The organism is Pseudoalteromonas sp. SWYJ118 (genome assembly GCF_015864505.1).
GTDB classification, from domain to species: domain Bacteria; phylum Pseudomonadota; class Gammaproteobacteria; order Enterobacterales; family Alteromonadaceae; genus Pseudoalteromonas; species Pseudoalteromonas arctica.
The window spans coordinates 255,253-277,967 of sequence record NZ_JADYXC010000001.1 but is presented as its reverse complement, the minus strand read 5'-3'; the positions used below and the strand labels follow the sequence as shown (position 1 = coordinate 277,967).

Here is a 22,715-nt window from a genome sequence, read left to right as displayed (position 1 = left end):
GTTTAGTTACTCGCCGTTTGGCCATTTACACTATTCATTGAGCGAGTGGTAAGCGTTACGCGTCTATCAAAAAAGTTATCTTCTACTGTGTTGCTGTTAGCTAATGTTTGTTGCTCGCCAAATGCCTGCGTGCTCAAGCGTTTGTGGCTCACACCGTGTTTTATTAAATAGCTTTGCACCGCATTTACACGCGCTTTAGAAAGTAAAAGGTTAGCTTGCTCATCGCCGCGCTGATCGGCATAGCCACTTAAATCAAGCGCGAGTTGTGGTTGCTTGTTTAAAAGTGTAACGAGTTGGTCTAACTGCAGCGCAAAATGCGGAGAAATTACACTTGAACCTGTTTTAAATTGCACCGTCATCGCCAATAAGTTATTAATTTGAACTTGAGTTAATTGCTCATTTTGATTGGCAAGTACCTCTAACTGTTGCTCTAACATATTGTTGTGGTTAAGTACGTGTTGGTAATCGCTGGTTTTTTCTTTCATGACCGTAATTGCACGCTCTTGCTCTGCAATTTTGTTATCAGCGACTTTTGAATCGCCTATTAAGCCTCCGGCAAATGCCCCAATAAACGCACCAATTGGCCCGCCTACTACGCCGCCAATAATAGCGCCAGCACCTAAACCAATAGCCGTTTCTTTATGGGCTTCTTTTGATGGCGTGTTAGCTGTTGAGGCAATTGCTGGAGTACAAAAACTAGCAACGAGTGTTAACGCGATTAATGTCTTCTTCATGATTTGATCCTTAAACTTACTTTTTAATTTGTGATGCTTTGTTTTGATGGCTCTATTAAAACAAGCTCAAGTGGCAACAAAGGGGATCAAAAATGGCAAACTGCTGAGCAATTGTGGCAAAAAAATGGCAATTGCCTTTTTAAGCGTACTTAGCTTAAAAACTTCGTTATAGTGCACAACAGAGGCAATCAGATAATGATTAGAATGAAAAAAATAGCCATCGTTGAAGATGAACCCGCAATCCGCGAAAACTATATAGAGATGCTTAGCGCACAGGGCTACCAAGTGAGTGGCTTTGCCGATCGCGCCAGCGCAGAAGTTGAATTTAAAAATGCCCTACCCGATTTAGCCATTGTTGATATTGGCCTAGGCCATGAAATAGATGGGGGTTTTTTACTGTGCCAAACATTGCGTTCGCTTTCTAAAACACTGCCTATTATTTTTTTAACCGCCCGCGATAGCGAAATAGATACCGTATGCGGCCTGCGCATGGGCGCCGACGACTACCTAACAAAAGACATAAGCCTGGCTCACTTGGCTGCACGTATTGGTGCACTATTTCGCCGAATGGAAGCACTTGAACAACCCGCTGATGCAAACGCACTCATAACACGCGGACAGTTAACGCTCGACACGCAACGTATGCAGGTTTTTTGGCAGCAACAACTCGTTGATTTAACCGTAACCGAATTTTGGATGCTGCATTCACTCGCCCAACGACCCGGCCATGTTAAAAGCCGTAACGAATTAATGAGCGATGCAAAAATTTACGTAGACGACAGCACCATTACCTCGCACGTAAAGCGTATTCGTAAAAAGTTTGTAGCACTCGATAGCGCCTTTGATTGCATAGATACCGTGTATGGTATGGGCTACAGGTGGGAACAACACTAATGCTACGATTTGGCCTGCGCAGTAAATTTATATTACTTTCATGTTTTTTGTTTTTGCTACCGTGGCTTGGCTACGAGTACGTATGGGAAATGGAAAAGTTTTTACGCCAAGGCCAAGAAAAAACCCTCGTAGGCACTACTCGCGCACTTGCGACTGCATTGCACGAACGCCCCGCATTATTTGACGAACAAACCAACTTTTTAGACCAAGTAGTAAAAGGGCGCGATTTATATGCTTATAATCTTAAAAACCCTATTCAATTAGACGGTAAACTCACCGATTGGGACAGCTACCAACCACTATTTTGGCATTACGATAAACGCTACTTACAAAAAACAAACAGTACTCATAAAGCCAGCGACTTGTCGTTTGATCACATGGTGGGCAAGTTTGATACTTACTTATATGCGCTATTTAAAGTAACTGACGACACGCTTATCTATCGCGCTAAAAATAGCTTAAGCATTACCAATAACGACTATTTACAAATTGGCCTAAAAACCCCTGACGGCCAATTTAATACCTACATTATTGCGCCGCGCCAAAACGGTTGGGTTAATGCGTTTGATGCTAAAACCAAAATACCTTTTACAAAAATTCAGGGTTATTTTGAAAGTACTGACATTGGCTACAATGTAGAACTGCGCTTTCCTATAAGCATGCTGGGCAACAAACTTGGCTTTGCCATTGTTGACATTGATAATAAAGAGGCATTGTTAGAACCAAAAATAATGTCGACCTCAAACTTAAATAACCCGAACGATTTAGGCTCGGTATTAGTCCCTTCTCCAGAAATTAGCCGTATTTTAAAAGGCATGGGCCACAGTGGCAGCCGTATTTGGGTAGTCGATAATCATCATCGGGTATTGGCACAAACCGGCACTATTCAAAATGCCGATGGCGTATGGGCTGATGGACTTACTAACCAGGCTCCCGAGACGTGGTGGCAGCGCTTTGAGCAAAATTACTTGCACCCAATTTACTATAAAATATTAACGCGCCCAGAAAATGAGTTTTTAGATACCCTGCACGATGTAGCTTCTATGCAAGGCACGCACTTAGCAAAGGCATTAAAAGGCCAACCTGCATCGTCTTGGCGCCTAACCCCCGACAGCAAAGCCGTTATTTTATCGGCCGCTTACCCTATTTGGATTCAAGATCAAGTAATTGGCGCGGTAATAGCAGAGGAAACCACAAACGGCGTACGTACGCTGCGTAATAAATCGCTCGAAAAACTATTCAACGTTATTTTAGCCGTGATGCTAATTGGTACTGTCACGCTATTCTTTTTTGCCTCGCGTATATCGAGCCGTATTAGGCGACTGCGCGATACAGCTGAGCAAGCAATTGACTCACAAGGGCGTGTTACTGGCAGTATTAATTACAGCGACGCTAATGATGAAATTGGCGATCTGTCGCGTAGTTTTTCAAACATTGTCAGCCGACTTGGTGGCTATACCGATTACTTAGAAAATATGTCGTCGCGATTATCACACGAGCTGCGCACGCCTGTTGCCGTAGTGCGTTCGTCCCTCGAAAACTTACAAAGCTTGCCGCAAAACGAGCTGAGCCAAAAATACCTCGATCGCGCCAGTGAAGGCGTTGAACGCTTAGGTAAAATAATAACGACCATGAGCGAAGCCACTCGCCTCGAGCAAAGTATTCAAAGTAACGAGCCAGAGCCTTTTGATTTACAAAAAGTAATAAATGGCTGCATGCAAGGCTATCAGCTTACTTACCCAAACCAGTTATTTGCGCTTGATGTATGCCAAAGCAAACTACCCATGCAAGGTGCGCCGGAGTTTATAGCTCAGCTGCTTGATAAGCTTATTAATAACGCGCTGGAGTTTAGTGAGGCCAATACGGCGATTAATGTAAGCCTTAAGCAGAGCGAAAATAAAGCAACATTAACAGTGAGTAATACAGGTCCAGCGTTACCCGAAGGACTCACTGAGCATATTTTTGACTCTATGGTGTCGGTACGTAGCCAGCAAATGCAGCAACAACCGCATTTGGGATTAGGACTTTATATTGTAAGGCTGGTGTGCGATTACCATAAAGGCAGTGTAACTGCGCAAAACAACGAACAGGGGGATGGCGCGGAGTTTACCGTAACCCTACCGTTAGTTAAATAAGGATTAATGGGGATGAGTATAAGATCCAGTAGCTTCTTTTATCTTGGTCGCATGTAAATGTTCAATTATATTTTTACCTTCTGCTTCAAGGAATTTATCACCTACATCTATATATTTTAAATGATTTTCATCAGGTTGCATTGAGCTCTCACCTGCAAAATCACATAAGTTATCATAAAACCCTTTTGCATATCGATATGCTGAAACTGCCTCCAAAGTTCTGGAACCAACTGTTAATATTTCAAGTTTATCCCTACTTGCTGTAGTTACAGGGACTAATGTACTTTTTTCAGCTAAAGTATCATATATTTCAGGTAAGCCTAGCATCTCACTTAACCTATAAATACAGCTGCAAAAATTCAAAATATATACATCATAAGCTAAATCTAATGCATTACTATCGTTAAGATTAGCACTAAATATCATATGAAGATTAATTCTAGCTGAGCTTAGTTCATTTTCAATGTTTCTAAAGCTTTCTGGATTTACATATGGGACTCCTTGCGCAGGTTTTCCCATAAAAAATACTTTATGTAACCTAGGCCTAACTTTGTATTTCCCAGTAATCACACCGAAATAATTCATTTCATCAATCTGATTAAAATAGCTAAAAAGTTCATTTCTATGCGAATTGAATAAATCTATATTATTTTTCATTCGTGTTATTTTAATTTGTTCAGCTGTCTGCTTTGTAGCATGAAATCGCGATACTAAAACTGAAAAGGGTATTGCTAATGAAAGTAAAGTTAATGGTAAAGTGCTAATTGAAAGAAACTTGCTTAGCCCTTCCTCTGAAATAGATATTTCGTATCCAGACCATATAATTGAACCTATGAATAAAAAGTAGCAAACCGGACATAAAATACTTAGCCATAGAAGTCCTTGGCTAGATAACCCTTTATCTGAATTTAATGTTAATGCTTTTATATACCTTTGTTTATCCCACTTCCCTTTACCTAAAAGCCAAATTATCAATATGATTGGTATTAATACTGGAAGAGTAATCAAAGTACCTAAATAAAAAAGATCCAACAAAATGGACTCCTTGAGGTTAAAAATTTCAAGATTCAAACTAGCAACGATTGTATAAAAATAAAATACATTTCCTACCAGCTAGGTATTTATTAGCAATTCATTCCTCAAAACTGCCGATTACAATTTAGTACAACTTCAAATGTAACTATTCACTTTTAATTCAGTCGAATGACCATACCCTACATCATATTAAAGTATTAAATTGAAGGAATACTCATGAAACCATCACTAGAGCGTGAAGAACTAGACTTTATTTTTGACTTATACAGGCCCTCTAAAAAACCTGAGTCTGAAAATGTAAAACCAAAAAGTACAAACTACAAAGAGCTAAGAAAGCACGACGCGACTAAAAACCAAGGCGTATCGCACTACTTAGTCTAATTTTATTACGCTTGGGACTTCTCATGTTCTAAAAATGCTTTAATGCAGTTTATTTCTGCAAGTTTTACTTCTTCGCCTATTTCAGGGCCTTTTTTGCCATTTTTAAGTGCATTTTGCACTACCAGCTTCTTATCCATTTTTTGCAGTTCAGTATGAATTGCTCGCAGCTTAGCTGATTGCGGGTATGGCTTATCAACAAGTGTTTCACCACGCCCTTGTGCATCGCATTGGCATGCTTGGGTAAACGCTATAAAACGTTCTGGGTGTACCAACGCATTTAAGTTAGTCACTATTAGCTTGTGAATGGTTTGCGGCCTTAACTGATCAATCGTGTGGCAAAGGGTGTGATTATCACTGGTGAGTACACCAACATCGCGAAAACGGTTAGGCACTTTTAAGCGCTCACAAAACGCCTCAATAACTGCAACACCTTCGCGTTCGTGCCCACGTAGGTTTCCATATTTTTTAAAACTAAGCGCTTTTCCAAAATCATGGGTTAGTGCAGCAAAACGTGTTTCTAAATTAAAATTTAAATCGGCTGCACGCCTAAGTACCAGCATAGTATGTACAAATACATCACCTTCAGGATGATGGTTTGCCGGTTGCGGTACATTAACCATGCGCTCAAGTTCTGGAAAAATACCTAAGCCTTGCAGTGCTTCAAAATAAAGCTCAGGGTGCTTTTCACCCAGTGCTTTTTCAGTTTCAAGCCACACGCGCTCAGGTACTAAATGATTTAGCTCACCTTTATTTTTAAGCTCGCGCATTAATGCATACGTACTTGGGTGAATACGCCAATCACTGCCATAGCGCGCTAAAAAACGGGCAATACGCAGTACTCGAACAGGGTCTTCTACAAATGCCTCAGTGGTGTGGCGCAGTGTTTTATTTTGTAAGTCAGCTTGGCCATTAAACGGGTCAATAATATTACCGTGTTCATCAAGCGCCATTGAATTTATGGTTAAATCGCGTCTTGCTAAATCTTCTTCGAGCGTTACCGTTGGGCTGGCATCAACCACAAAGCCAGTATAGCCTTTGCCACTTTTACGCTCTGTGCGCCCAAGTGCATATTCTTCTTTTGTTTTTGGGTGCAAGTAAACCGGAAAGTCGCTACCTATTGGTACAAAACCAAGCGATTCCATCGTTTTTGGTGTTTCACCAATCACTACATAATCGTTATCTTTTGATTTTATATTTAGCAGTTTGTCGCGCACTGCACCACCAACGAGGTAGACTTGTTTTAAGTTACTTTTCACTTTATTCCCATAAACATTAATAAAATTGTTTGATACTAATCATAACATTAATTAAAAAATTCTGCGGTGTTTGCCAAGCTTAAGTAAGCTCATTACAATGGCGCATTATTTTCAGCTATAGCCTCACAATTAATGAAAAACCATTCATCAAAAAAAGAACTTATGTTACTACCCATTTTATTAGTGGTTATTTTAATGTGTGTGGCGGGTCACTTTTTACTACAAGCAAACTTTCAAGACAGTAATGTGGTTGAATACATGTTAGCAGCACTGCCGTTTGCTATGTTTGGATTGGTTATTGTGGCGTTTAAAATGGCGGCTAAAAGCGAAAAGGATGAACAAAACGAGCAGGACTCTTAATCCTACTCAGTTTTAGCTACTTATTATAATTTAAAGTATGTGATAGCCAAACCAGTCTGGCTTTATAGGCTGCGATATACCGCTGGGCGTGAACTTAATGTTTAGCTGGCTGTCGAGTAAATCAATGGCAAAGCAATCGTCTACGTCATGTAAATCATCTTTATGAATATGGCTAAGCCCTGCTAGCAAATCGCTTTTAGCCCGCTCTTTAGCTTCATGGCTACTGCTTGCAACATACAGTGCAAAGTCGTGTTGCTCAGCCATAGAATCACTTCTGTAAGCGCCTAAATTTACAAAATAGAGTTGTTTATTTTGTTCAACGTACGTATCAACAATCTCTACTTTAAAGCCATCAATATCATTAATTGCCATGTAGCTATCCATGTGAACACTACTTCTGTCGCCTACCCATTGGCTTTTTAACTTTGTATAAGTTTGCTCGATGTTTTGCCCTACAACAAAACGAATATCATGCATTTCAATGTGGCAACCTTGAATCCGGCCACCTAAATACACCATAAATAACTGCATGCTTTTCCTTAACCTAAATTATCAACATCAATATTATGCTTTTTAATCAACTTATAAAAATCTGAGCGATTGCGCTTGGCAAGCTTAGCGCCTTCGGCTACGTTACCACCTGCCATTTTTAAAGTGTTAATTACATAGTCGCGCTCAAACTCTTTTTTAGCGTCGTTCAGTGATAATGGTTCTACGTTTGTTTCGTTACTATTTAGCGCAGCTAATACTAAGTGCTCTGAAATAACATCGCTTGGCGTTAATGCTACAACCTGCTCTACTACGTTTTGTAGTTGGCGGATATTACCTGGCCAGTCGTAACGCACAAGCGCATGCATGGCATCGCTGGCAAAGTGTTTTTCAGTTTGCTTCATGCGCTTAGCAATACTTGCACTAAAGTGCTGTGCTAATAAGCTTATATCTTCGCGGCGTTCACACAGTGGCGGTAATTTTAAATTAACTACGTTTAAGCGATAGTATAAATCTTCTCTAAATTGCTGGTTTAAAATAGCTTCAGGAAGATTTTTATGTGTTGCCGATACAATACGTACATCAATTGCTATTTCTTCTTGAAAGCCTACGGGGCGAATTGTTTTTTCTTGTAATACGCGCAATAACTTAACCTGCAAGTTAAGTGGCATATCGCCTATTTCATCTAAAAATAGCGTGCCGCCCTCAGCTTGTTGAAACAAACCTTGATGATCTTTAATTGCGCCCGTAAAAGAGCCTTTTTTATGACCAAATAATTCTGACTCTAAAAGCTCACCCGGTACAGCGCCGCAGTTAATTGCAACGAAAGGGCCACCGCTTACATGACTATGCTGATGAATCGCCTGTGCGAGTAGCTCTTTACCTGTACCACTAGCCCCCGAAATCAATACATTAACCTGCGTTGGCCCAAGTAGTTTTACTTGCTCTAACAAGTGCAGCATTGCACCACTGCGCGTAACTATATTACTTTTAGGTGCTGCTTCATCTGCATTAACACCATGTATTTCTATCGCTTTAGCAAGGCTGTCAAATAGCTCATCTTTATCTACAGGTTTAGTTATAAATGCAAAAATGCCCTGCTTAGTTGCCTCTACGGCATCAGGAATTGAGCCATGCGCTGTCATCATAATGACAGGTAATGCAGGGTAGCGGCTTTGCAGCTGACGATGCAGTGCCATGCCATCCATTTCATCCATACGTAGGTCGGTTATTACGGCGTCAAACACTTGGCTTTTAAGTATTTGTAGTGCGGTTAAGCCGCTTTCACAGGTCGTTACTTCGTATCCTTTTGATTCGATACGAATAGCGAGCAGTTTTAATAAGCTAGCGTCGTCGTCAACGAGTAATACTTTTGCACCTTGCACTTTAGTTGCTGCCATAGTTACTGCTCCTTAGTTTCTTCTCGTAGTAAAAGCTGCTGCTCAATAGTTGCTAACGATGAGAGGGTTTCTTGCATTTTATTGTTAAGTGCTTGCTGCTCTTTTTTAGCATTTATTTGCATAGTCACTTGCTGCTTTTGAAGCCATAAATATTGCTTTATATCATCTGGCCAAAAGTAAGCAAGATCGAGTTTTAGCAACTTAGTCATTACCGTATTTGGATCATCATTTATGTTTAAGCACATAAATTTAAAAAAACGTTTAAGATCGTTTTCACCTGTAAAAATATCTTTTTTTGGCACCAATTTAAATCCGCCACACTGATTAGCGTGCCATGCAATAACTTGCTCTGCAGGCGGATAGCTTGGTTCAATTTTTGGTCTGGGTTTTGGACTAGGTTTACTGTTTTTGTCATTCGTTATTTTGGTATCGACCACAGGTGCAGGTGTAATTGACACACGCTCTTCTTGCCCATTATTAATTTCACAACCTGATATAACCATGCTGCTACTGAGCACACATAAAATAGCGATTAAACGCAAGCGCATGTTAATTAACTCCTAGATTTTTTGTTATGGGAATTTTAATTGAAAACCGGCAACCATGCGGCTCGTTATGCTCAACAGTAAGTGTACCTCTTAGCTGTTCAACAGACTCTTTCACAATAGTTAAGCCAAGCCCACTGCCTTGCAGCGTAACATTTTTACTGTGTTTACCTTGATAAAATGCGCTGAAAATTTGAGTTTTTTCTTGCTCTTTAATACCGCATCCTTTATCAAGTACAGCAATACAAAGTTGGTTTTGCTCAAGCGCTAAATTAATAGTAACGCTTTGCTTATCTTGTGAAAATTTTAAGCCATTTGAAATAAGCTGAATTAAAATCATCTCAATAAGCTCACTAGGCAAAGCAAGCTGTTTATTAGGTAAGTTATTTTGCCACTGTAGAGCTTGCTGACGCGCACTTAAGCGATGTTCAAAATGGCTATTAATTTTATTAATAAGATAGCTAAACTCAACTTCGCTTAGGCTGTCTTTACTGGTGCGAATCGCATTATAACTCAGCAGGCTGTCAATCATTGTACGAAGGCGCACCATAGATTGGCTAATAAGCTCAAGCACTGCTTTTTGCTCAGCAGTAATTGGGCCTACTATTTCATCAGTTAGTAAATCAGTGCCTTCGACCATTGAAGCAAGCGGCGTTTTTAGCTCATGGGTAACATGGCGTAAAAAGGTATCTTTTTGCTGCTCAAGCATATGAAGTTGCTCTTGCACCCATTGGAGTTTTTCTCCTAGCTCAACTAGCTCAGCGGAGCCTTTCACAGATATTTTTTGCTGCCAATGCCCCTGCCCTAGTTTATCAATAACTGTAGTTAACCCTTTTAGTCGCCCACTTATACGCCATAAAAAACCACCACCAACAATTAAAGTAAGCGGAATAAGTGCCACCAGCCAGTTTATAAATGAAGTTTGTAGGCTTGTAAGCTCATTTTGGTTATTGGTAATTTGCGCTTCATTTTTATCACGTAACCATAAAGTAAGCTCAGCAACTAAATCGCTCACTGGCACAAATAGCTCCGCTTGCTGTTGTTTTTGCTCAACAAGCTCTACATGCGCTGTTTGTAAGGTGACATATAAGCGTTGCCATTGGTAGGTGTAATCTTTATCCGTGTTAACAAATTTAAGTTCATCAATACTTTGCAGGGATGATTGCCATTTATCGACAATGAGCTTATCTAACGATTCGCTTTTTAATACCCAGTTTTGCCTAGTGGCGCGCTCAAGGCTGTTGAGTTCTTGTTTTAGAGTGTTAAACGATTTGGTAACTTGGTAGTTGTTACTCACGATACTTTGAGTCACTGCTAATTGCTTGTTAAGCGCATTTAAAAATACAATCACCACTATAGAAAGCGGGAGTAACGAAAGCAGCATACTCATTGCAAATTGCCCAATTAAATTAGGCCGCCAGTTAAGCATTGCATGGTATTTTTTAGCTATGGTTGCTGGCATTTCGTTTAGTCCTTTTAAGTTAAGCGTTCTATTATTAAGTGCTTACCTTATACACTAGCTGAACCAGCAATTATATTTAATACGATTAACAGCCAGCGCTACAAAAACAATGTGTCGCCAAATAGAGACAACGTAAACCATTGATTTTTAAACCCTACCTTTAATCTCACTACATAGTGTTGCAAAAGGCACACAAAAATTACAATAAACCCCGTAAAAACTTCCCACCTCTTTCAAGTTAAAAATATAAACACTTGAAAATTAACAACAATTATTTTTGGCATCATTTTTGTAGTAGGAGTAATAACTTTAATCAATAAGGAAATAATTATGAACAAACGCATTTTAGTAATTTCATCATTACTGGCTTTAGGCTTTTTAGGCGCTAACGCACACGCAATGGACGTTCACGCGACTTTTAACGAGCTTGATAAAGACAGTAACGGCACATTAAGTGAAGCCGAAGCAGGTGAAGATGCCGTTCTACACGAGAATTTTTTACAAATTGATACTAATCAAGATGGGCAATTGTCGCTAGATGAATTCAAAAAATTTATTCAATAAACTCATTTAATAAGGAACGTGATTATGAAACAACTTATAGCCGCTTTTTCATTAATGTTTTTAGCAATTAGTGCCACCGTAATTGCATCGCCAACAAACGTGCGCTTTGCCCATTTAGATAAGGATATGGACGGGCAAATATCAATTGTAGAAGCTAAGGAAGACAAGGAAGTAATGAGACAATTTGCCGACTTAGATGAAGACGGTGATGAAAAAGTCTCAAAAAAAGAATTTGAAAGCTTTAAGCCTTAATGAGTAATTACTGATCAAGCTTTACTTAAGTTTGTTACAAGTAAACTGAATTTAAAAGCATTTGCCATAATCCCTGAGGGAGTGTGTAAAAGGATTTAATGTTGGGAGTTAAATTACGGCAAGTGCTTTTTTCCTTTTTATTTTATTTTAGCCACGAACTTTTAATACATCTTTTGGAAGGAAAACCATGAAGATACTTTCCCTTGTTATAAGCATTTTAATGCTATTAAGTTTTGATGCCGCGGCACTTGATGTAAAGCAACGCTTTGATCACCTAGATAGCGACAAAAGTGGCTATTTAACACATGACGAACTTGATCCCCAACCACAACTTTTAAACACCTTTGTAAAATGGGACAAAAACCAAGATAACCAAATTTCGCTAGTCGAATTTAAAAGTTATCTAACTAACAACCTTTACTAAGTGATTTGTATGAAAAGCATTAGCTATATAACGCTGCTGGCGTTTAGTATTTTTAGCACATTTAGTTTTGCCGCAAGTAACGACATTGCAAAGCAATTTAAAAAGCTAGATAGGAATAAAGACGGTTTTTTATCACGTTCAGAAACCGCTATAGACCCGGCTTTGTGGTCACGGTTTTCAAGCTACGACAGTGATAAAGACGGTAAATTAGCATTAAATGAATATGGCTTATATGCAAGTAAGTAGTTTTATAGCTAGGTAAAAAAACACCTAGCTTATTATATTTATATCTATTAATTACGTTCAGGTTTTACTTTTAGAACAATGCGCCAAATACTCTGCATCAGCAGGTTTTGGGCTTACCATAAAATCCATTTTGAGATAAGTTAGAACAGGTTGATTACTCGTATTTTCAGTTGTCGCTTTCCAGCGCCATAAACCCACAGCAGCTGCCGCATTATTATCAAACACGCCCTCTGGGTAAGACGAGATAACCTTATACCCTTGGGCTTTACCTTGTGAATTAATTAACGTAGCAAGCTCAACACAACCTGAAATACTTTTCTTTGCAGCTTCTATCGGATATCGCGGCTCTACTCTTTTAACAACATCCCAGTATTCACCTGCCTTACTTCGCAGTTCAGGACTCGATAAATCAATAAAACTCAGCATTTCATCGCTTACTTGTTTATCAGACGTTGAACTACAGGCTATTAGCATCATACTCAAGGGGAGTAATAAATAGAGAGCTTTCATAGCATTTCCTTATTCTTGATGCTTATTTAGTTATTTGTAATATTCGTATTAAACTCATACCCATCAGATTTTATAAAGGTTCGATCCAAAATATTACACACACCGAAAGTAACTTTAAAGTGAGGTAAATAAGTACTTTTTTTTTCAAACCTTGTAATTTTTCTCGTTACTTGAAATGTTTCATCAGTAGGAGATTTTTTTAATTTTACCTGTTACTTGAAATGTTTCGCCAGCCGGACAATTTTTTAGATATTTTTTACCTACAGGTATTGAATCAATCATGAAATCAATTCTGATATGCGTAAGTACAGGTTGTTTAACTACATTTACGTTAGTAGGCAGCCAGGCCCATGTATTTAAAGATTGAGCTGCTGCTTCATCAAATAACCCTTTAGGATATGAAGAAATTACTTTATATCCTTGCGCCTTACCCTCAGAATTAATAATAGTCATGAGTTCTACACAACCTGCAAGACCTTTTTTTGCAGCAGCTATTGGATATCGTGGTTCTGTTCTTGTGGAAATATTCCAATAGTCTTTCACCCTGTCGCGCAGTTCAACACTTGATAAATCTATATAATCGCGTATTTCAGCATTTGATACATCAGTATGGTTTAGCTTTTCTACACTTTTATCTGCAGTAGGTATCGATCCACATGCCGCAAGTAATGAAGTTAATGGGAGTAATAAATAGAGGGCTTTCATAGCGTTTCCTTATGCTTTATTGATTATTTTACATACTAAATAATTACATCAATTACCTATTTTGTAAACAGTTAATATAGAGAAAAGCCTTAAAATGAGGTCTATCAATTCATTGGTATTATAAAATCAAGTTTGTTAATGTAAGTAAATTAACAATAAAAATTAAGTAACTATGCCACTCAAAAAAATAATCAAACCACTCATACTAGCCAGCCTTTGCGCTAGTTCTAGTTACACTCTCGCACAAACAAAAGTAATTTATAACGCCAATGGTTATACCCCTTTATACAAAGGTGAAGTACAGCAGTTTTCTACCCTCGTTATTAAAAATGGCAAGGTAGTTAAGCTCGGTAGCGAAACACTTAAAGATAGCTACCCAGATGCCAAGCTAATTGACGCGCACGGTAATACCTTATTACCTGGCTTAATTGATGCTCATGGGCACGTTATTGGCCTTGGCGACAATTTATCGCAACTTGACGTACGCGGCGCAACATCGGTTGATGAAGTAACAAATAAACTAAAAGTATTTGCCGATAACAAACAAGGTTGGATTATTGGGCGAGGTTGGAACCAAGAGCTTTGGGCTGATACACGCTTTCCTACAGCTAAAGATTTAGACAAAGTAGTGAGCGATCGACCTGTGGCTCTTTCGCGGGTTGATAGTCATGCCATTTGGGTTAATTCAAAAGCGCTCGAACTTGCTGGTATTAACGCCCAAACAAAAGCGCCTGAAGGCGGTGAAATAATTAAAGACGAATTTGGCAATCCTACGGGTATTTTTGTAGATAAAGCAGAATCGCTAATTACCCAGCATATGCCAGCCCCTTCAAAGCAAGATATAAGTGACTCACTAGATGCAGCAGGTAAGCATTTATTAAGTTTAGGCATTACCTCTACTCACGATGCAGGTATTGATAAAGCCACATGGGAGGTTTACAAAGAGCGCGGCGACCTTGGTAATTTACCGCTACGTATTGTGGCAATGTTAAGTGGTGCAAGCCCTGATTTAAATACAATGTTAAAGGCAGGCCGATACCACGACAAAAATGACTTTATGGAAATTCGCAGTGTTAAAGTTTACGCCGATGGCGCACTTGGCTCTCGCGGAGCCGCTCTGATTGAAGAATACGCAGACAGACCTGGTCACCATGGTTTAATGCTTGAAACACAAGAAAAACTCGAAGCGCTCTTTACACAAAGCTTTAAAAGCGGCTTTAGCGCAAATACCCACGCCATTGGCGATAAAGCAAATAAAGTAGTACTTGATGCTTATCAAAATGTGTTTAAAAAAACGGGCGGTATATTACTACGTAACCGAATAGAGCACGCACAAATTGTAACGCCTGTGGATATCCCTCGCTTTAAAGCGTTAAAAATAATCCCTTCAATGCAGCCAGTACATGCCACTTCTGATATGCATATGGCAGAGCAACGCTTAACTGAAAAACAATTAAGCGGTGCCTATGCTTGGCAAACATTTTTAAAGCAAGGATCGGTTGTTGCAGCAGGCTCTGATTACCCGGTAGAGCTTGCAAATCCATTTGATGGTTTGTATTCAGCCATTACACGCATGGATCATAACAAACTACCTGAAAACGGCTGGCGCGCAAGTGAAGTACTAAGCCGCGAAGATGCATTACGTGCATTTACTCTCGGTGGCGCTTATTCAGCTCATCAAGAATTTAAGGTGGGTAGTTTAGAAAAAGGTAAATGGGCCGACTTTATTTTAATTGATAAAGACTACTTTAAAGTACCTGTTGACGAGATATACAAAACAAACGTGCTGCAAACATGGGTAGCAGGAATAAAACGATACGAAAAAACTAAAACAGAAAATACCACCGAAAAATAAAACTAAAAAAGGGTTAACGCAAGTTAACCCTTTTGGGTTGTGTAGGAAGGCACTTTTAGCTAAACATGTTTTTCACATCTTTTAGCATGTCGTTGTACTCATCACTTGTGAATAGCTGCATAGACGGTATAACGCCTTTGTCTATATACGTTTGCAGCGCTGCTGACTTATCAGAAACCTGTAATGTTCCCTCTAAAATAGCGCCTACTCGAATAAAGTCTACGTAACTAACTTTATCAGGTTTGTAACTTGGATCTGCCCAGCTTAGAGCTACATCAACAAACTCTTTAGGAAATTCCCACGCTTGCATAATCGACGAGCCAATTTTCCCACTCAGCTTTTGAATTGCGTGCGCTAAAAAGCTTGGGTTGGCAAACACTTCAGGGTGGCGCTCAGCTTCTGTTAAAATTGGTAATACACCAATATTGTAAACAAGCGCAGCTAATGTAATTGAATCACGATTTAATGAAGTGTGTTTATTGTTTTTTAAGTAAAACTCCATGAGTGTTATTGAATGGCTAGCAACGGTTAATGTTTTTTGCCAAGCCTTGCCCATGTAGCCTTTAATTAGCTCATTGTTTGATACAAATAATTGCTCCATAGCCATAGCCGTTGCAATATTTTTAATTTGGCGCAACCCAATGCGAGTCACTGCTTGTTGTAAATTAGATACTTTTACAGAACGTCCCATAATCGCACTATTAGCTACTTTTATCATACGAGCTGAAAGCGCTGGGTCTTGTGAGATTACATCTGACATTTGCATTAAATTCACATCAGGGTTATCTGCAGCTTGGCGAACCTTAATCGCTACTTCAGGTAGCGTTGGTAAAACCAACGTATCGTTATTTATTCTATCGACTAGAATCGTTAATAAAGCGTTTTCTGTAGACATAAAGCTGCCGTCCTTTTGTGTTCAGCCTGTAAAGTAACTGCAAACTCAGGCAGTTAATTTTCGTATTAGTAATATAATTAGTATTGTCTAACTTACCGATAAAGTTAAGAAAGTTATAGAAGTTTATTTTTATTTATAATGCTTTATCGCTCATGCTTGCCTTACAACGCCAAATACTTGCTATTTACTATTTAGTTTTGCTTTAATGCACTCACAATAAGGAAGCGTTTGTACATATTTAGTCTTTTAACTAAAGCAGTACAAATTATTAAACTTACTTTTTAACAGGCAATATAATGATCTTAAATAAAATTAGCCAAGCAATTATGCTCTCTGGTGTCGTTTTTCTTAGTGCATGTTCTGAACAAGCGCCGTCTTCTACCGACAACACAGCCACAGAGCTTGCTCAAAAAAGCAGTGCACAATCAGGCCCTGAGCTTATTAATGCAAATAACCAACGTTTAGATATTTACACCGACTTTAGCTTACAAAGTGATTTATCGCACTTAAGCGATAACCAACGAGCAATGGTTGCAAAGCTTATTGATGCTTCAAAAATAATGGACGAGTTATTTTGGAAACAATCTTTTGGCGAAAATAAAGACGCTTTTTTAGCAAAACTAAACGACGACAAAGTACGTAAATTTGCCGATATTAACTACGGTCCATGGGATCGTTTAAATGGCGATGAAGCGTTTTTATCCAGCTATAAAGAAAAACCTCTTGGCGCACAGTTTTACCCTGCCGATATAACCAAAGAAGAGTTAAACAATGCAGATGTTGAAGACAAAACAGGCCTTTACTCTGTAATTAAGCGTGATGAGCAAGGTAAGCTTTACAGCGTGCCATATTCAAAAGAATACGCTAATGAGCTTGCAAAAGCCGCTGACCTTTTACGTCAAGCTAGCAAACTTGCTGACGATAAAGAGTTTGCTAACTATCTAAACTTGCGTGCTGATGCTCTACAAAAAGATGACTTCCAAGTATCTGACTTTGCTTGGATGGATATGAAAAACAACCCAGTAGATGTGGTTATTGGTCCAATTGAGACCTATGAAGATCAATTATTTGGTTACCGCGCAGCTTATGAATCTTACGTACTTATTAAAGATTTAAAATGGAGCGAACGCTTAGCTAAGTTTGCCGCATTTTTACCGGAGCTTCAAAAAGGCTTACCCGTTGATGCTAAGTACAAACAAGAAGTACCAGGCTCTGACGCCGACCTAAATGCATATGATGTTGTTTACTACGCTGGGCATTCAAACGCTGGTAGTAAAACAATAGCGATTAACTTGCCAAACGATGAGCAAGTACAGCTAGAAAAAGGAACTCGTCGCCTGCAACTTAAAAATGCGATGCGTGCTAAATTTGATAAAATTTTAGTACCTATTTCAAAGCAGTTAATTGTACCTGAGCAGCGTAAACACATTACTTTTGATGCATTTTTTGCCAATACGATGTTCCATGAAGTCGCTCACGGTTTAGGTATTAAAAATACAATCACAGGTAAAGGTACTGTTCGTCAATCATTACAAGAACACGCAAGTGCGCTTGAAGAAGGTAAAGCCGACATTTTAGGCCTGTACATGATTGAGCAATTACTTAAAAAGGGCGAAATTACAGAAGGAACTATTGAAGATTATTACACGACCTTCATGGCGGGTATATTCCGCTCAGTTCGTTTTGGAGCATCAAGTGCGCATGGTAAAGCAAATATGATCCGCTTTAACTTTTTTGCTCAAGAAGGCGCTTTTTCTAAAAATGAAGAAGGCCTGTACCGCGTTAATATGGAAAAAATGAGCATTGCAATGGCCAAGCTTTCTCGCTTAATTTTAACCTTACAAGGTGATGGCGATTACGAAAAAGTAGATCAACTAATTGCAACGCATGGCGATATAAAAGAAGAACTTGCTGAAGACTTAGAAAAACTAAGTAAAGCAAATATCCCTGTAGATGTAACGTTTAAGCAAGGTAAAGAAGTACTAGGGCTTAAGTAGTTTTAGTTAAACTTAGCTAAACCCTAAAAAAGCGTTGCAGCTTAAAACTGCAGCGCTTTTTTTAACTCTGTAATTTGTACATCTGTATACGGCACAGCTGGATACTTACCCCAAATTGGCGCAGGCCAAGCAGCATCAGTAGTAAAGCGTGCAATATGGTGAATATGTAATTGCGGCACCATATTACCCAAAGCCGCTATGTTTAACTTATAAGGGCTAAACACATCCATTAATAATTTACTTAGCTTGGCTGACTCTTTTAAATACACAATTTGATCATCCTCAGATAAATCAATTATCTCTTTTAAGTTAGCCTGCCTAGGCACTAATACAAACCACGGATATTGGCTGTCGTTCAATAAAAGTACTTTACACAGTGGCCAATCGGCAAGCTCTATACAGTCGCGTTTAAGTTCTGGCGCTAGTTTAAATTCAGGGTTAGTCATTGTTATGTCCTACTTTGTCTTTAATAATCGCCACTTTATAGCATTTAGTTGCAGTTGCACACGCTTGGCTTTACCATCAAAGCAATATTTATAATAAGCTAAGGCAACCTTGTGCTAAAAAAAATAAAACACCTCTCACTAGCCCTCCCATTAATGGTTGGCGCTATTAGTGTTCAAGCAAAACCTTTATCGTTGGAGCGTATTTTTGACGATCCGAGCCTTTCGGGTAAATCACCTGTACAACTTAAATTTTCGCCTGACGGCAGCCGTGTAACTTATTTACAAGGCAAAAGCGATGACTACAATCGCTACGATTTATGGGAATACAATCTAAAAGATAACACCAACCGTGTGCTAGTTGATTCGGCAAAGTTATTTTCAGGCCCAGAAAACCTATCTGATGAAGAAAAAGCACGCCGCGAACGCCAACGTATTTTTGGTAAAGGCATATTAGAATACAAATGGTCTAAAGACGGTAAAGCACTTTTATTCCCACTTAACGGCGACCTTTACTATTACGATTTAGCCTCTGCTAAAAGTAAAAAACTAACCGACACTGAAACATTTGAAACCGATGCACGCTTTTCACCTAAAGGTAACTACGTATCGTTTATTCGAGAGCAAAACCTATTCGCTTTAGAGCTTGAATCAGGTAAAGAGATTCAGCTTAGTAAAGATGGCGGCGGCGTAATTAAAAACGGCATGGCCGAATTTGTAGCTCAAGAAGAAATGAGCCGCATGACGGGTTACTGGTGGTCAGGTGATGAAACTAAAATTGCTTATACCCGCGTTGACGAAACTCCAGTAAAAGAAGCTATCCGTAACGAAATTTACGCTGATGAAGTTAAATTATTTAACCAACGCTACCCGTTTACAGGTACTGATAACGTAAAAATTCAACTCGGTGTGGCTAAGCTAAATGACCAAAAAGTAGATTGGATTGATTTAGGTAAAGATGAAGACATTTATATCGCGCGTGCTAAGTGGCTAAAAGACGGCAATACACTGTCTTACCAATGGCAAAATCGCTCGCAACATAAATTAGAGCTTCGTTTTTATAACAGCGAAACTAAAGTCCAAAAAGTAGCATTAATCGAAAACAGCGAAACGTGGATTAACTTACATTTTGATCTTGAGTTTTTAAAAGACAAAAAACATTTTGTATGGGCATCTGAGCGCGACGGTTTTAAACATCTATACTTATATCGCACAAACGGTCAACTTGTTCGCCAAATTACCTCAGGTGATTGGGCTGTTGATAGCTTAAAAGGTATTGATGAGAAAAAAGGCATTGTTTACTTTGCCGGTCGAAAAGATACACCGCTTGAAAGCCATTTATACAGCGCGCCTTTATTTAAAAAAGGCGATGCCAAACGTATCACCGAAAAAGGTCAGTACCATAATGTTGTGCTAGCAAAAGATAGCAAAACCTTTATCGATAATAGCTCGTCTGATAATAAACCAAACTCAGCAGCGCTTCGTAAAGTAAACGGCGAATTTATTACATGGCTTGAAGAAAATAAGCTTGATAGTAACCATCCGCTTACTCCTTATTTAAGCGACTTAACAAAACCAGAATACGGCACAATTAAAGCCGAAGATGGCCAAGTTATGCATTACCGTTTATTTAAGCCTAGCAACATTACTGATGGCAAAAAGCACCCTGTTATTGTTAACGTATACGGCGGCCCGCATGCTCAACGAGTGACGAATAGCTGGCGCAGTAAAAACTTGTATTTTCAATACATGGCGCAACAAGGTTACGTAATTTTTCAACTGGATAACCGTGGTTCGTACAACCGTGGTAAAAAGTTTGAAGATGCTATTTATAAAAACCTAGGCGTGGTTGAAGTTGCCGATCAAATTAAAGGCGTAGAGTTTTTACGTACACTTGATTACGTAGACCCACAACGCATCGGTGTTTATGGCCACAGCTACGGCGGCTACATGGCACTTATGACTATGTTTAAAGCAGGCGATTACTTTCAAGCCGGCGTATCGGGTGCTCCTGTAACCGATTGGGCTCTATACGATACGCATTACACAGAGCGTTATTTAGGTCACCCTGATACGAATGCTAAAGGGTATGAAGACAGCGCAGTATTTCCATATGCTGATGGCTTAAAAGGCCCATTAATGATTTATCATGGAATGGCTGACGACAACGTATTGTTTACGCATTCAACTAAATTGTTTAAACAACTGCAAGATAACGAAAAACAGTTTGAAATGATGACCTACCCAGGCTCTAAGCACAGCCTACGTGGTAAACAAGTGCAAACACACTTACATCAAACAATTACAAACTTCTTTAATCGTCATTTTGATGTTAAATAAGCAAGTAAAGTAATAACAGACTAAAGGCTGATTGATAAATCAGCCTTTTTTTTGCATTAATGGGCGTTAAGCCTAGATTAAACTCTTTTTTTAGCTACGCTTATTCTATGCGCTAAAGCGCACACTTTTTGAGGATAAATGTATGCCTAGTCTACGTAGTTTTAGTATATTCCAACGTTTCTCGCTGCTCATAGCTATTGTTGTATTTGGGCTTATAGCGCTTAGTGTAGCCAGCCTAACTCACCAATATAGCTCTCTTAAAAACGAGCAGTACCTTAAAACACAAAATGTAGTAGAAACTGCGTACAGTATAATCGAGCACTTTTATGACCTTGAGCAAAATAATACTCTCACTCAACAACAAGCTCAATCGCAAGCACTTAATGCAATAAGAGCTCTGCGCTACGACAAAACCAATTACTTTTGGATTAACAATTACCAGCCAAAAATGGTTATGCATCCTATAAAACCTGCGCTTGAGGGAAAAGATTTAACCAATAATAAAGACCCTGACGGCAAAGCATTGTTTGTTGATATGGTTAATATAGTTAAACGCTCTGGCGAGGGATTTATTCCTTATAAATGGCCAAAACCAGGTAAAGAAAAACCAGTTGAAAAAATCGCATTTGTTAAAGGTTTTAATCAATGGCAATGGATTATTGGCTCAGGTGTTTATCTTGATTCAATTGACGAAGCATTTAGCGAGCAACGTAATCTAATAGTCGTCAGTGCAACAATTATGATTATTGCTGTTATTTTACTTAGCTACTTTATAGGCAAGAGCATTTTAATACCTACTCGTTTAGCAGCCGATATGATGAAAGATATTTCACAAGGTGAAGGCGATTTAACTCGTACATTAAATGAATCCGGTAACGATGAAATATCTGAACTATCACACTCATTTAATTTATTTGTTTTAAAAATGCGAGAGTCTCTTGTTCATGTATCACAAAGTGCAAACGATGTAAGCGAACATGCGCATACAGTTGATGATTCAAGTAGAACAAGCCACTCGTTTATTGAGCTTCAAAACGATAGCTCAACCCAAGTTGCAGCTGCCATGGAGCAAATGACTCACCAAATACATGATGTAAGCCGTAACGCCGAAGCCGCAGAGCAAGCAGCTAAAGATGCAGCACAAAACGCATCAACGGGTAAAAATGTGGTTGCGCAAACAATTACAGCAATAGAAACACTCTCAAGCAACATAGAAACAGTCAGTCGTGTAACAGAAGATTTAGCCAACGAGAGCCATAATATAGGCTCTGTACTTGATGTAATAAGAAGCATCTCGGAGCAAACAAACTTACTGGCATTAAATGCTGCCATTGAGGCTGCTCGCGCAGGAGAGCATGGCCGAGGATTTGCTGTTGTTGCAGATGAAGTAAGAACACTGGCCAGTCGTACAGGCCAAAGTACCGACGAAATTCAAACCATGATCACTAAACTTCAAGAAGGTGCAAAAGCAGCAGTAGAAGCAGTTAAATCAAGCCAAGCACTTTCAGTTTCTACCGTAGATCAGGCGTCATCAGCCAATACTTCACTTAATGAAATAGAACGACTTGTTTCAATTATTACCGAAATGAACAGCCAAATCGCACGCGCCACAGAGCAGCAAACTCAAGCTGCCGACGAGGTTAATTTGCGTATTAATGAGCTATCTCAATCAACTGAGCAATCATTAAATAATACTAAACAGCTTACCGATGCCAGTGATAATCTTAAACAAAGTAGCCAAGAGCTTTCGAGCGTAGTTAATCGTTTTAAATTAGATTAATCGATACCGTTCT

At 39.1% G+C, this 22,715-nt stretch carries 23 protein-coding genes; 12 read left to right on the top strand and 11 right to left on the bottom strand.

Annotated features, from left to right (window positions below; all coding sequences use genetic code 11):
• Positions 1 to 2: 2 nt before the first annotated feature.
• Positions 3 to 734, bottom strand: a complete 732-nt coding sequence (gene pdsO / locus I6F48_RS01385) for a sortase-associated OmpA-like protein PdsO (protein ID WP_197118656.1) — start codon at positions 732 to 734, stop codon at positions 3 to 5.
• Positions 735 to 938: 204 nt separating this feature from the next.
• Between pdsO and pdsR the strand changes: the two genes are divergently transcribed.
• Both pdsR and pdsS read left to right on the top strand, forming a co-directional pair.
• Positions 939 to 1,628 carry a proteobacterial dedicated sortase system response regulator gene (gene pdsR, locus I6F48_RS01380; protein WP_197118655.1) on the top strand — a complete coding sequence of 230 codons (690 nt, stop codon included), beginning with the start codon at positions 939 to 941 and terminating at the stop codon, positions 1,626 to 1,628.
• Positions 1,628 to 3,763: a proteobacterial dedicated sortase system histidine kinase gene (gene pdsS, locus I6F48_RS01375; protein ID WP_197118654.1), complete on the top strand. Its 2,136-nt coding sequence runs from the start codon at positions 1,628 to 1,630 to the stop codon at positions 3,761 to 3,763. Before pdsR ends, pdsS begins: the two co-directional genes overlap by 1 nt.
• A 3-nt stretch (positions 3,764 to 3,766) precedes the next feature.
• Here the strand turns inward: pdsS and I6F48_RS01370 are convergent, their stop codons facing one another.
• Entirely contained in the window at positions 3,767 to 4,798 is a 1,032-nt protein-coding gene (locus I6F48_RS01370; protein WP_197118653.1) for a hypothetical protein, read from the bottom strand.
• A gap of 216 nt (positions 4,799 to 5,014) precedes the next feature.
• Here I6F48_RS01370 and I6F48_RS01365 point away from each other — a divergent pair, with 216 nt between their 5' ends.
• Positions 5,015 to 5,179, top strand: coding sequence for a hypothetical protein (locus I6F48_RS01365; RefSeq protein WP_007581574.1), 165 nt, complete (start codon positions 5,015 to 5,017; stop codon positions 5,177 to 5,179).
• 5 nt (positions 5,180 to 5,184) lie between these two features.
• On the opposite strand, the gene I6F48_RS01360 is transcribed toward I6F48_RS01365, so the two are convergent.
• On the bottom strand, positions 5,185 to 6,435 hold the full coding sequence (locus tag I6F48_RS01360) for a multifunctional CCA addition/repair protein (RefSeq protein WP_197118652.1): 1,251 nt from the start codon (positions 6,433 to 6,435) through the stop codon (positions 5,185 to 5,187).
• Between the two features lie 132 nt (positions 6,436 to 6,567).
• Between I6F48_RS01360 and I6F48_RS01355 the strand changes: the two genes are divergently transcribed.
• The gene (locus tag I6F48_RS01355; protein ID WP_007581571.1) at positions 6,568 to 6,795 is read left to right on the top strand and encodes a hypothetical protein; all 228 of its coding nucleotides are present in this window, start codon (positions 6,568 to 6,570) and stop codon (positions 6,793 to 6,795) included.
• A gap of 30 nt (positions 6,796 to 6,825) precedes the next feature.
• Here I6F48_RS01355 and I6F48_RS01350 read toward each other — a convergent pair whose 3' ends face one another.
• Genes I6F48_RS01350 through I6F48_RS01335 form a run of 4 tightly spaced genes read right to left on the bottom strand, consistent with a single transcriptional unit; the run spans position 6,826 to position 10,691 of the window.
• On the bottom strand, positions 6,826 to 7,326 hold the full coding sequence (locus I6F48_RS01350; RefSeq protein WP_165727610.1) for a DUF1543 domain-containing protein: 501 nt from the start codon (positions 7,324 to 7,326) through the stop codon (positions 6,826 to 6,828).
• An 8-nt stretch (positions 7,327 to 7,334) separates the two neighbouring features.
• Positions 7,335 to 8,684 (bottom strand): sigma 54-interacting transcriptional regulator, encoded by a 1,350-nt coding sequence (locus I6F48_RS01345; protein ID WP_010553151.1) that lies wholly within the window; start codon positions 8,682 to 8,684, stop codon positions 7,335 to 7,337.
• Positions 8,685 to 8,686: 2 nt separating this feature from the next.
• Complete coding sequence (locus tag I6F48_RS01340; protein WP_024607489.1) at positions 8,687 to 9,232, bottom strand: hypothetical protein; 546 nt, start codon at positions 9,230 to 9,232, stop codon at positions 8,687 to 8,689.
• Between the two features lies 1 nt (position 9,233).
• Positions 9,234 to 10,691, bottom strand: coding sequence for a sensor histidine kinase (locus I6F48_RS01335; RefSeq protein WP_165740274.1), 1,458 nt, complete (start codon positions 10,689 to 10,691; stop codon positions 9,234 to 9,236).
• Between the two features lie 330 nt (positions 10,692 to 11,021).
• Between I6F48_RS01335 and I6F48_RS01330 the strand changes: the two genes are divergently transcribed.
• The 4 genes from I6F48_RS01330 (at position 11,022) to I6F48_RS01315 (ending at position 12,177) form a co-directional block, all read left to right on the top strand.
• Positions 11,022 to 11,255, top strand: a complete 234-nt coding sequence (locus tag I6F48_RS01330) for a cag pathogenicity island protein Cag25 (RefSeq protein ID WP_007581561.1) — start codon at positions 11,022 to 11,024, stop codon at positions 11,253 to 11,255.
• A gap of 24 nt (positions 11,256 to 11,279) precedes the next feature.
• Positions 11,280 to 11,507, top strand: a complete 228-nt coding sequence (locus I6F48_RS01325; RefSeq protein ID WP_007581559.1) for a hypothetical protein — start codon at positions 11,280 to 11,282, stop codon at positions 11,505 to 11,507.
• A 187-nt stretch (positions 11,508 to 11,694) separates the two neighbouring features.
• On the top strand, positions 11,695 to 11,931 hold the full coding sequence (locus I6F48_RS01320) for a hypothetical protein (RefSeq protein ID WP_007581558.1): 237 nt from the start codon (positions 11,695 to 11,697) through the stop codon (positions 11,929 to 11,931).
• Positions 11,932 to 11,940: 9 nt separating this feature from the next.
• Positions 11,941 to 12,177: a calcium-binding protein gene (locus I6F48_RS01315; RefSeq protein WP_024598659.1), complete on the top strand. Its 237-nt coding sequence runs from the start codon at positions 11,941 to 11,943 to the stop codon at positions 12,175 to 12,177.
• 57 nt (positions 12,178 to 12,234) lie between these two features.
• Here the strand turns inward: I6F48_RS01315 and I6F48_RS01310 are convergent, their stop codons facing one another.
• Positions 12,235 to 12,687 (bottom strand): energy transducer TonB, encoded by a 453-nt coding sequence (locus tag I6F48_RS01310; protein ID WP_165739632.1) that lies wholly within the window; start codon positions 12,685 to 12,687, stop codon positions 12,235 to 12,237.
• A gap of 183 nt (positions 12,688 to 12,870) precedes the next feature.
• Positions 12,871 to 13,392, bottom strand: coding sequence for an energy transducer TonB (locus I6F48_RS01305; protein ID WP_197118651.1), 522 nt, complete (start codon positions 13,390 to 13,392; stop codon positions 12,871 to 12,873).
• A 172-nt stretch (positions 13,393 to 13,564) separates the two neighbouring features.
• On the opposite strand from I6F48_RS01305, the gene I6F48_RS01300 reads away from it, so the two are divergent.
• A complete protein-coding gene (locus I6F48_RS01300) occupies positions 13,565 to 15,247 on the top strand; it encodes an amidohydrolase (protein ID WP_165739628.1) in 1,683 nt (560 codons plus the stop codon).
• A gap of 55 nt (positions 15,248 to 15,302) precedes the next feature.
• On the opposite strand, the gene I6F48_RS01295 is transcribed toward I6F48_RS01300, so the two are convergent.
• On the bottom strand, positions 15,303 to 16,142 hold the full coding sequence (locus tag I6F48_RS01295; protein WP_024590070.1) for an HDOD domain-containing protein: 840 nt from the start codon (positions 16,140 to 16,142) through the stop codon (positions 15,303 to 15,305).
• A gap of 296 nt (positions 16,143 to 16,438) precedes the next feature.
• Between I6F48_RS01295 and I6F48_RS01290 the strand changes: the two genes are divergently transcribed.
• Positions 16,439 to 18,139, top strand: coding sequence for a dipeptidyl-peptidase 3 family protein (locus I6F48_RS01290; RefSeq protein WP_024590071.1), 1,701 nt, complete (start codon positions 16,439 to 16,441; stop codon positions 18,137 to 18,139).
• 41 nt (positions 18,140 to 18,180) lie between these two features.
• Here I6F48_RS01290 and I6F48_RS01285 read toward each other — a convergent pair whose 3' ends face one another.
• A complete protein-coding gene (locus tag I6F48_RS01285; protein WP_165739623.1) occupies positions 18,181 to 18,585 on the bottom strand; it encodes an HIT domain-containing protein in 405 nt (134 codons plus the stop codon).
• Positions 18,586 to 18,696: 111 nt separating this feature from the next.
• On the opposite strand from I6F48_RS01285, the gene I6F48_RS01280 reads away from it, so the two are divergent.
• Complete coding sequence (locus I6F48_RS01280; RefSeq protein WP_165739621.1) at positions 18,697 to 20,922, top strand: S9 family peptidase; 2,226 nt, start codon at positions 18,697 to 18,699, stop codon at positions 20,920 to 20,922.
• Between the two features lie 142 nt (positions 20,923 to 21,064).
• Complete coding sequence (locus tag I6F48_RS01275; RefSeq protein ID WP_007581540.1) at positions 21,065 to 22,702, top strand: methyl-accepting chemotaxis protein; 1,638 nt, start codon at positions 21,065 to 21,067, stop codon at positions 22,700 to 22,702.
• Positions 22,703 to 22,715: the final 13 nt, after the last annotated feature.

Coding starts and splice junctions, on each gene's coding strand:
- pdsO (WP_197118656.1), bottom strand. CDS start 734: ATGAAGAAGACATTAATCGCGTTAACACTCGTTGCTAGTTTTTGTACT.
- pdsR (WP_197118655.1), top strand. CDS start 939: ATGAAAAAAATAGCCATCGTTGAAGATGAACCCGCAATCCGCGAAAAC.
- pdsS (WP_197118654.1), top strand. CDS start 1,628: ATGCTACGATTTGGCCTGCGCAGTAAATTTATATTACTTTCATGTTTT.
- I6F48_RS01365 (WP_007581574.1), top strand. CDS start 5,015: ATGAAACCATCACTAGAGCGTGAAGAACTAGACTTTATTTTTGACTTA.
- I6F48_RS01355 (WP_007581571.1), top strand. CDS start 6,568: ATGAAAAACCATTCATCAAAAAAAGAACTTATGTTACTACCCATTTTA.
- I6F48_RS01350 (WP_165727610.1), bottom strand. CDS start 7,326: ATGCAGTTATTTATGGTGTATTTAGGTGGCCGGATTCAAGGTTGCCAC.
- I6F48_RS01345 (WP_010553151.1), bottom strand. CDS start 8,684: ATGGCAGCAACTAAAGTGCAAGGTGCAAAAGTATTACTCGTTGACGAC.
- I6F48_RS01340 (WP_024607489.1), bottom strand. CDS start 9,232: ATGCGCTTGCGTTTAATCGCTATTTTATGTGTGCTCAGTAGCAGCATG.
- I6F48_RS01335 (WP_165740274.1), bottom strand. CDS start 10,691: ATGCCAGCAACCATAGCTAAAAAATACCATGCAATGCTTAACTGGCGG.
- I6F48_RS01330 (WP_007581561.1), top strand. CDS start 11,022: ATGAACAAACGCATTTTAGTAATTTCATCATTACTGGCTTTAGGCTTT.
- I6F48_RS01325 (WP_007581559.1), top strand. CDS start 11,280: ATGAAACAACTTATAGCCGCTTTTTCATTAATGTTTTTAGCAATTAGT.
- I6F48_RS01320 (WP_007581558.1), top strand. CDS start 11,695: ATGAAGATACTTTCCCTTGTTATAAGCATTTTAATGCTATTAAGTTTT.
- I6F48_RS01315 (WP_024598659.1), top strand. CDS start 11,941: ATGAAAAGCATTAGCTATATAACGCTGCTGGCGTTTAGTATTTTTAGC.
- I6F48_RS01310 (WP_165739632.1), bottom strand. CDS start 12,687: ATGAAAGCTCTCTATTTATTACTCCCCTTGAGTATGATGCTAATAGCC.
- I6F48_RS01305 (WP_197118651.1), bottom strand. CDS start 13,392: ATGAAAGCCCTCTATTTATTACTCCCATTAACTTCATTACTTGCGGCA.
- I6F48_RS01300 (WP_165739628.1), top strand. CDS start 13,565: ATGCCACTCAAAAAAATAATCAAACCACTCATACTAGCCAGCCTTTGC.
- I6F48_RS01295 (WP_024590070.1), bottom strand. CDS start 16,142: ATGTCTACAGAAAACGCTTTATTAACGATTCTAGTCGATAGAATAAAT.
- I6F48_RS01290 (WP_024590071.1), top strand. CDS start 16,439: ATGATCTTAAATAAAATTAGCCAAGCAATTATGCTCTCTGGTGTCGTT.
- I6F48_RS01285 (WP_165739623.1), bottom strand. CDS start 18,585: ATGACTAACCCTGAATTTAAACTAGCGCCAGAACTTAAACGCGACTGT.
- I6F48_RS01275 (WP_007581540.1), top strand. CDS start 21,065: ATGCCTAGTCTACGTAGTTTTAGTATATTCCAACGTTTCTCGCTGCTC.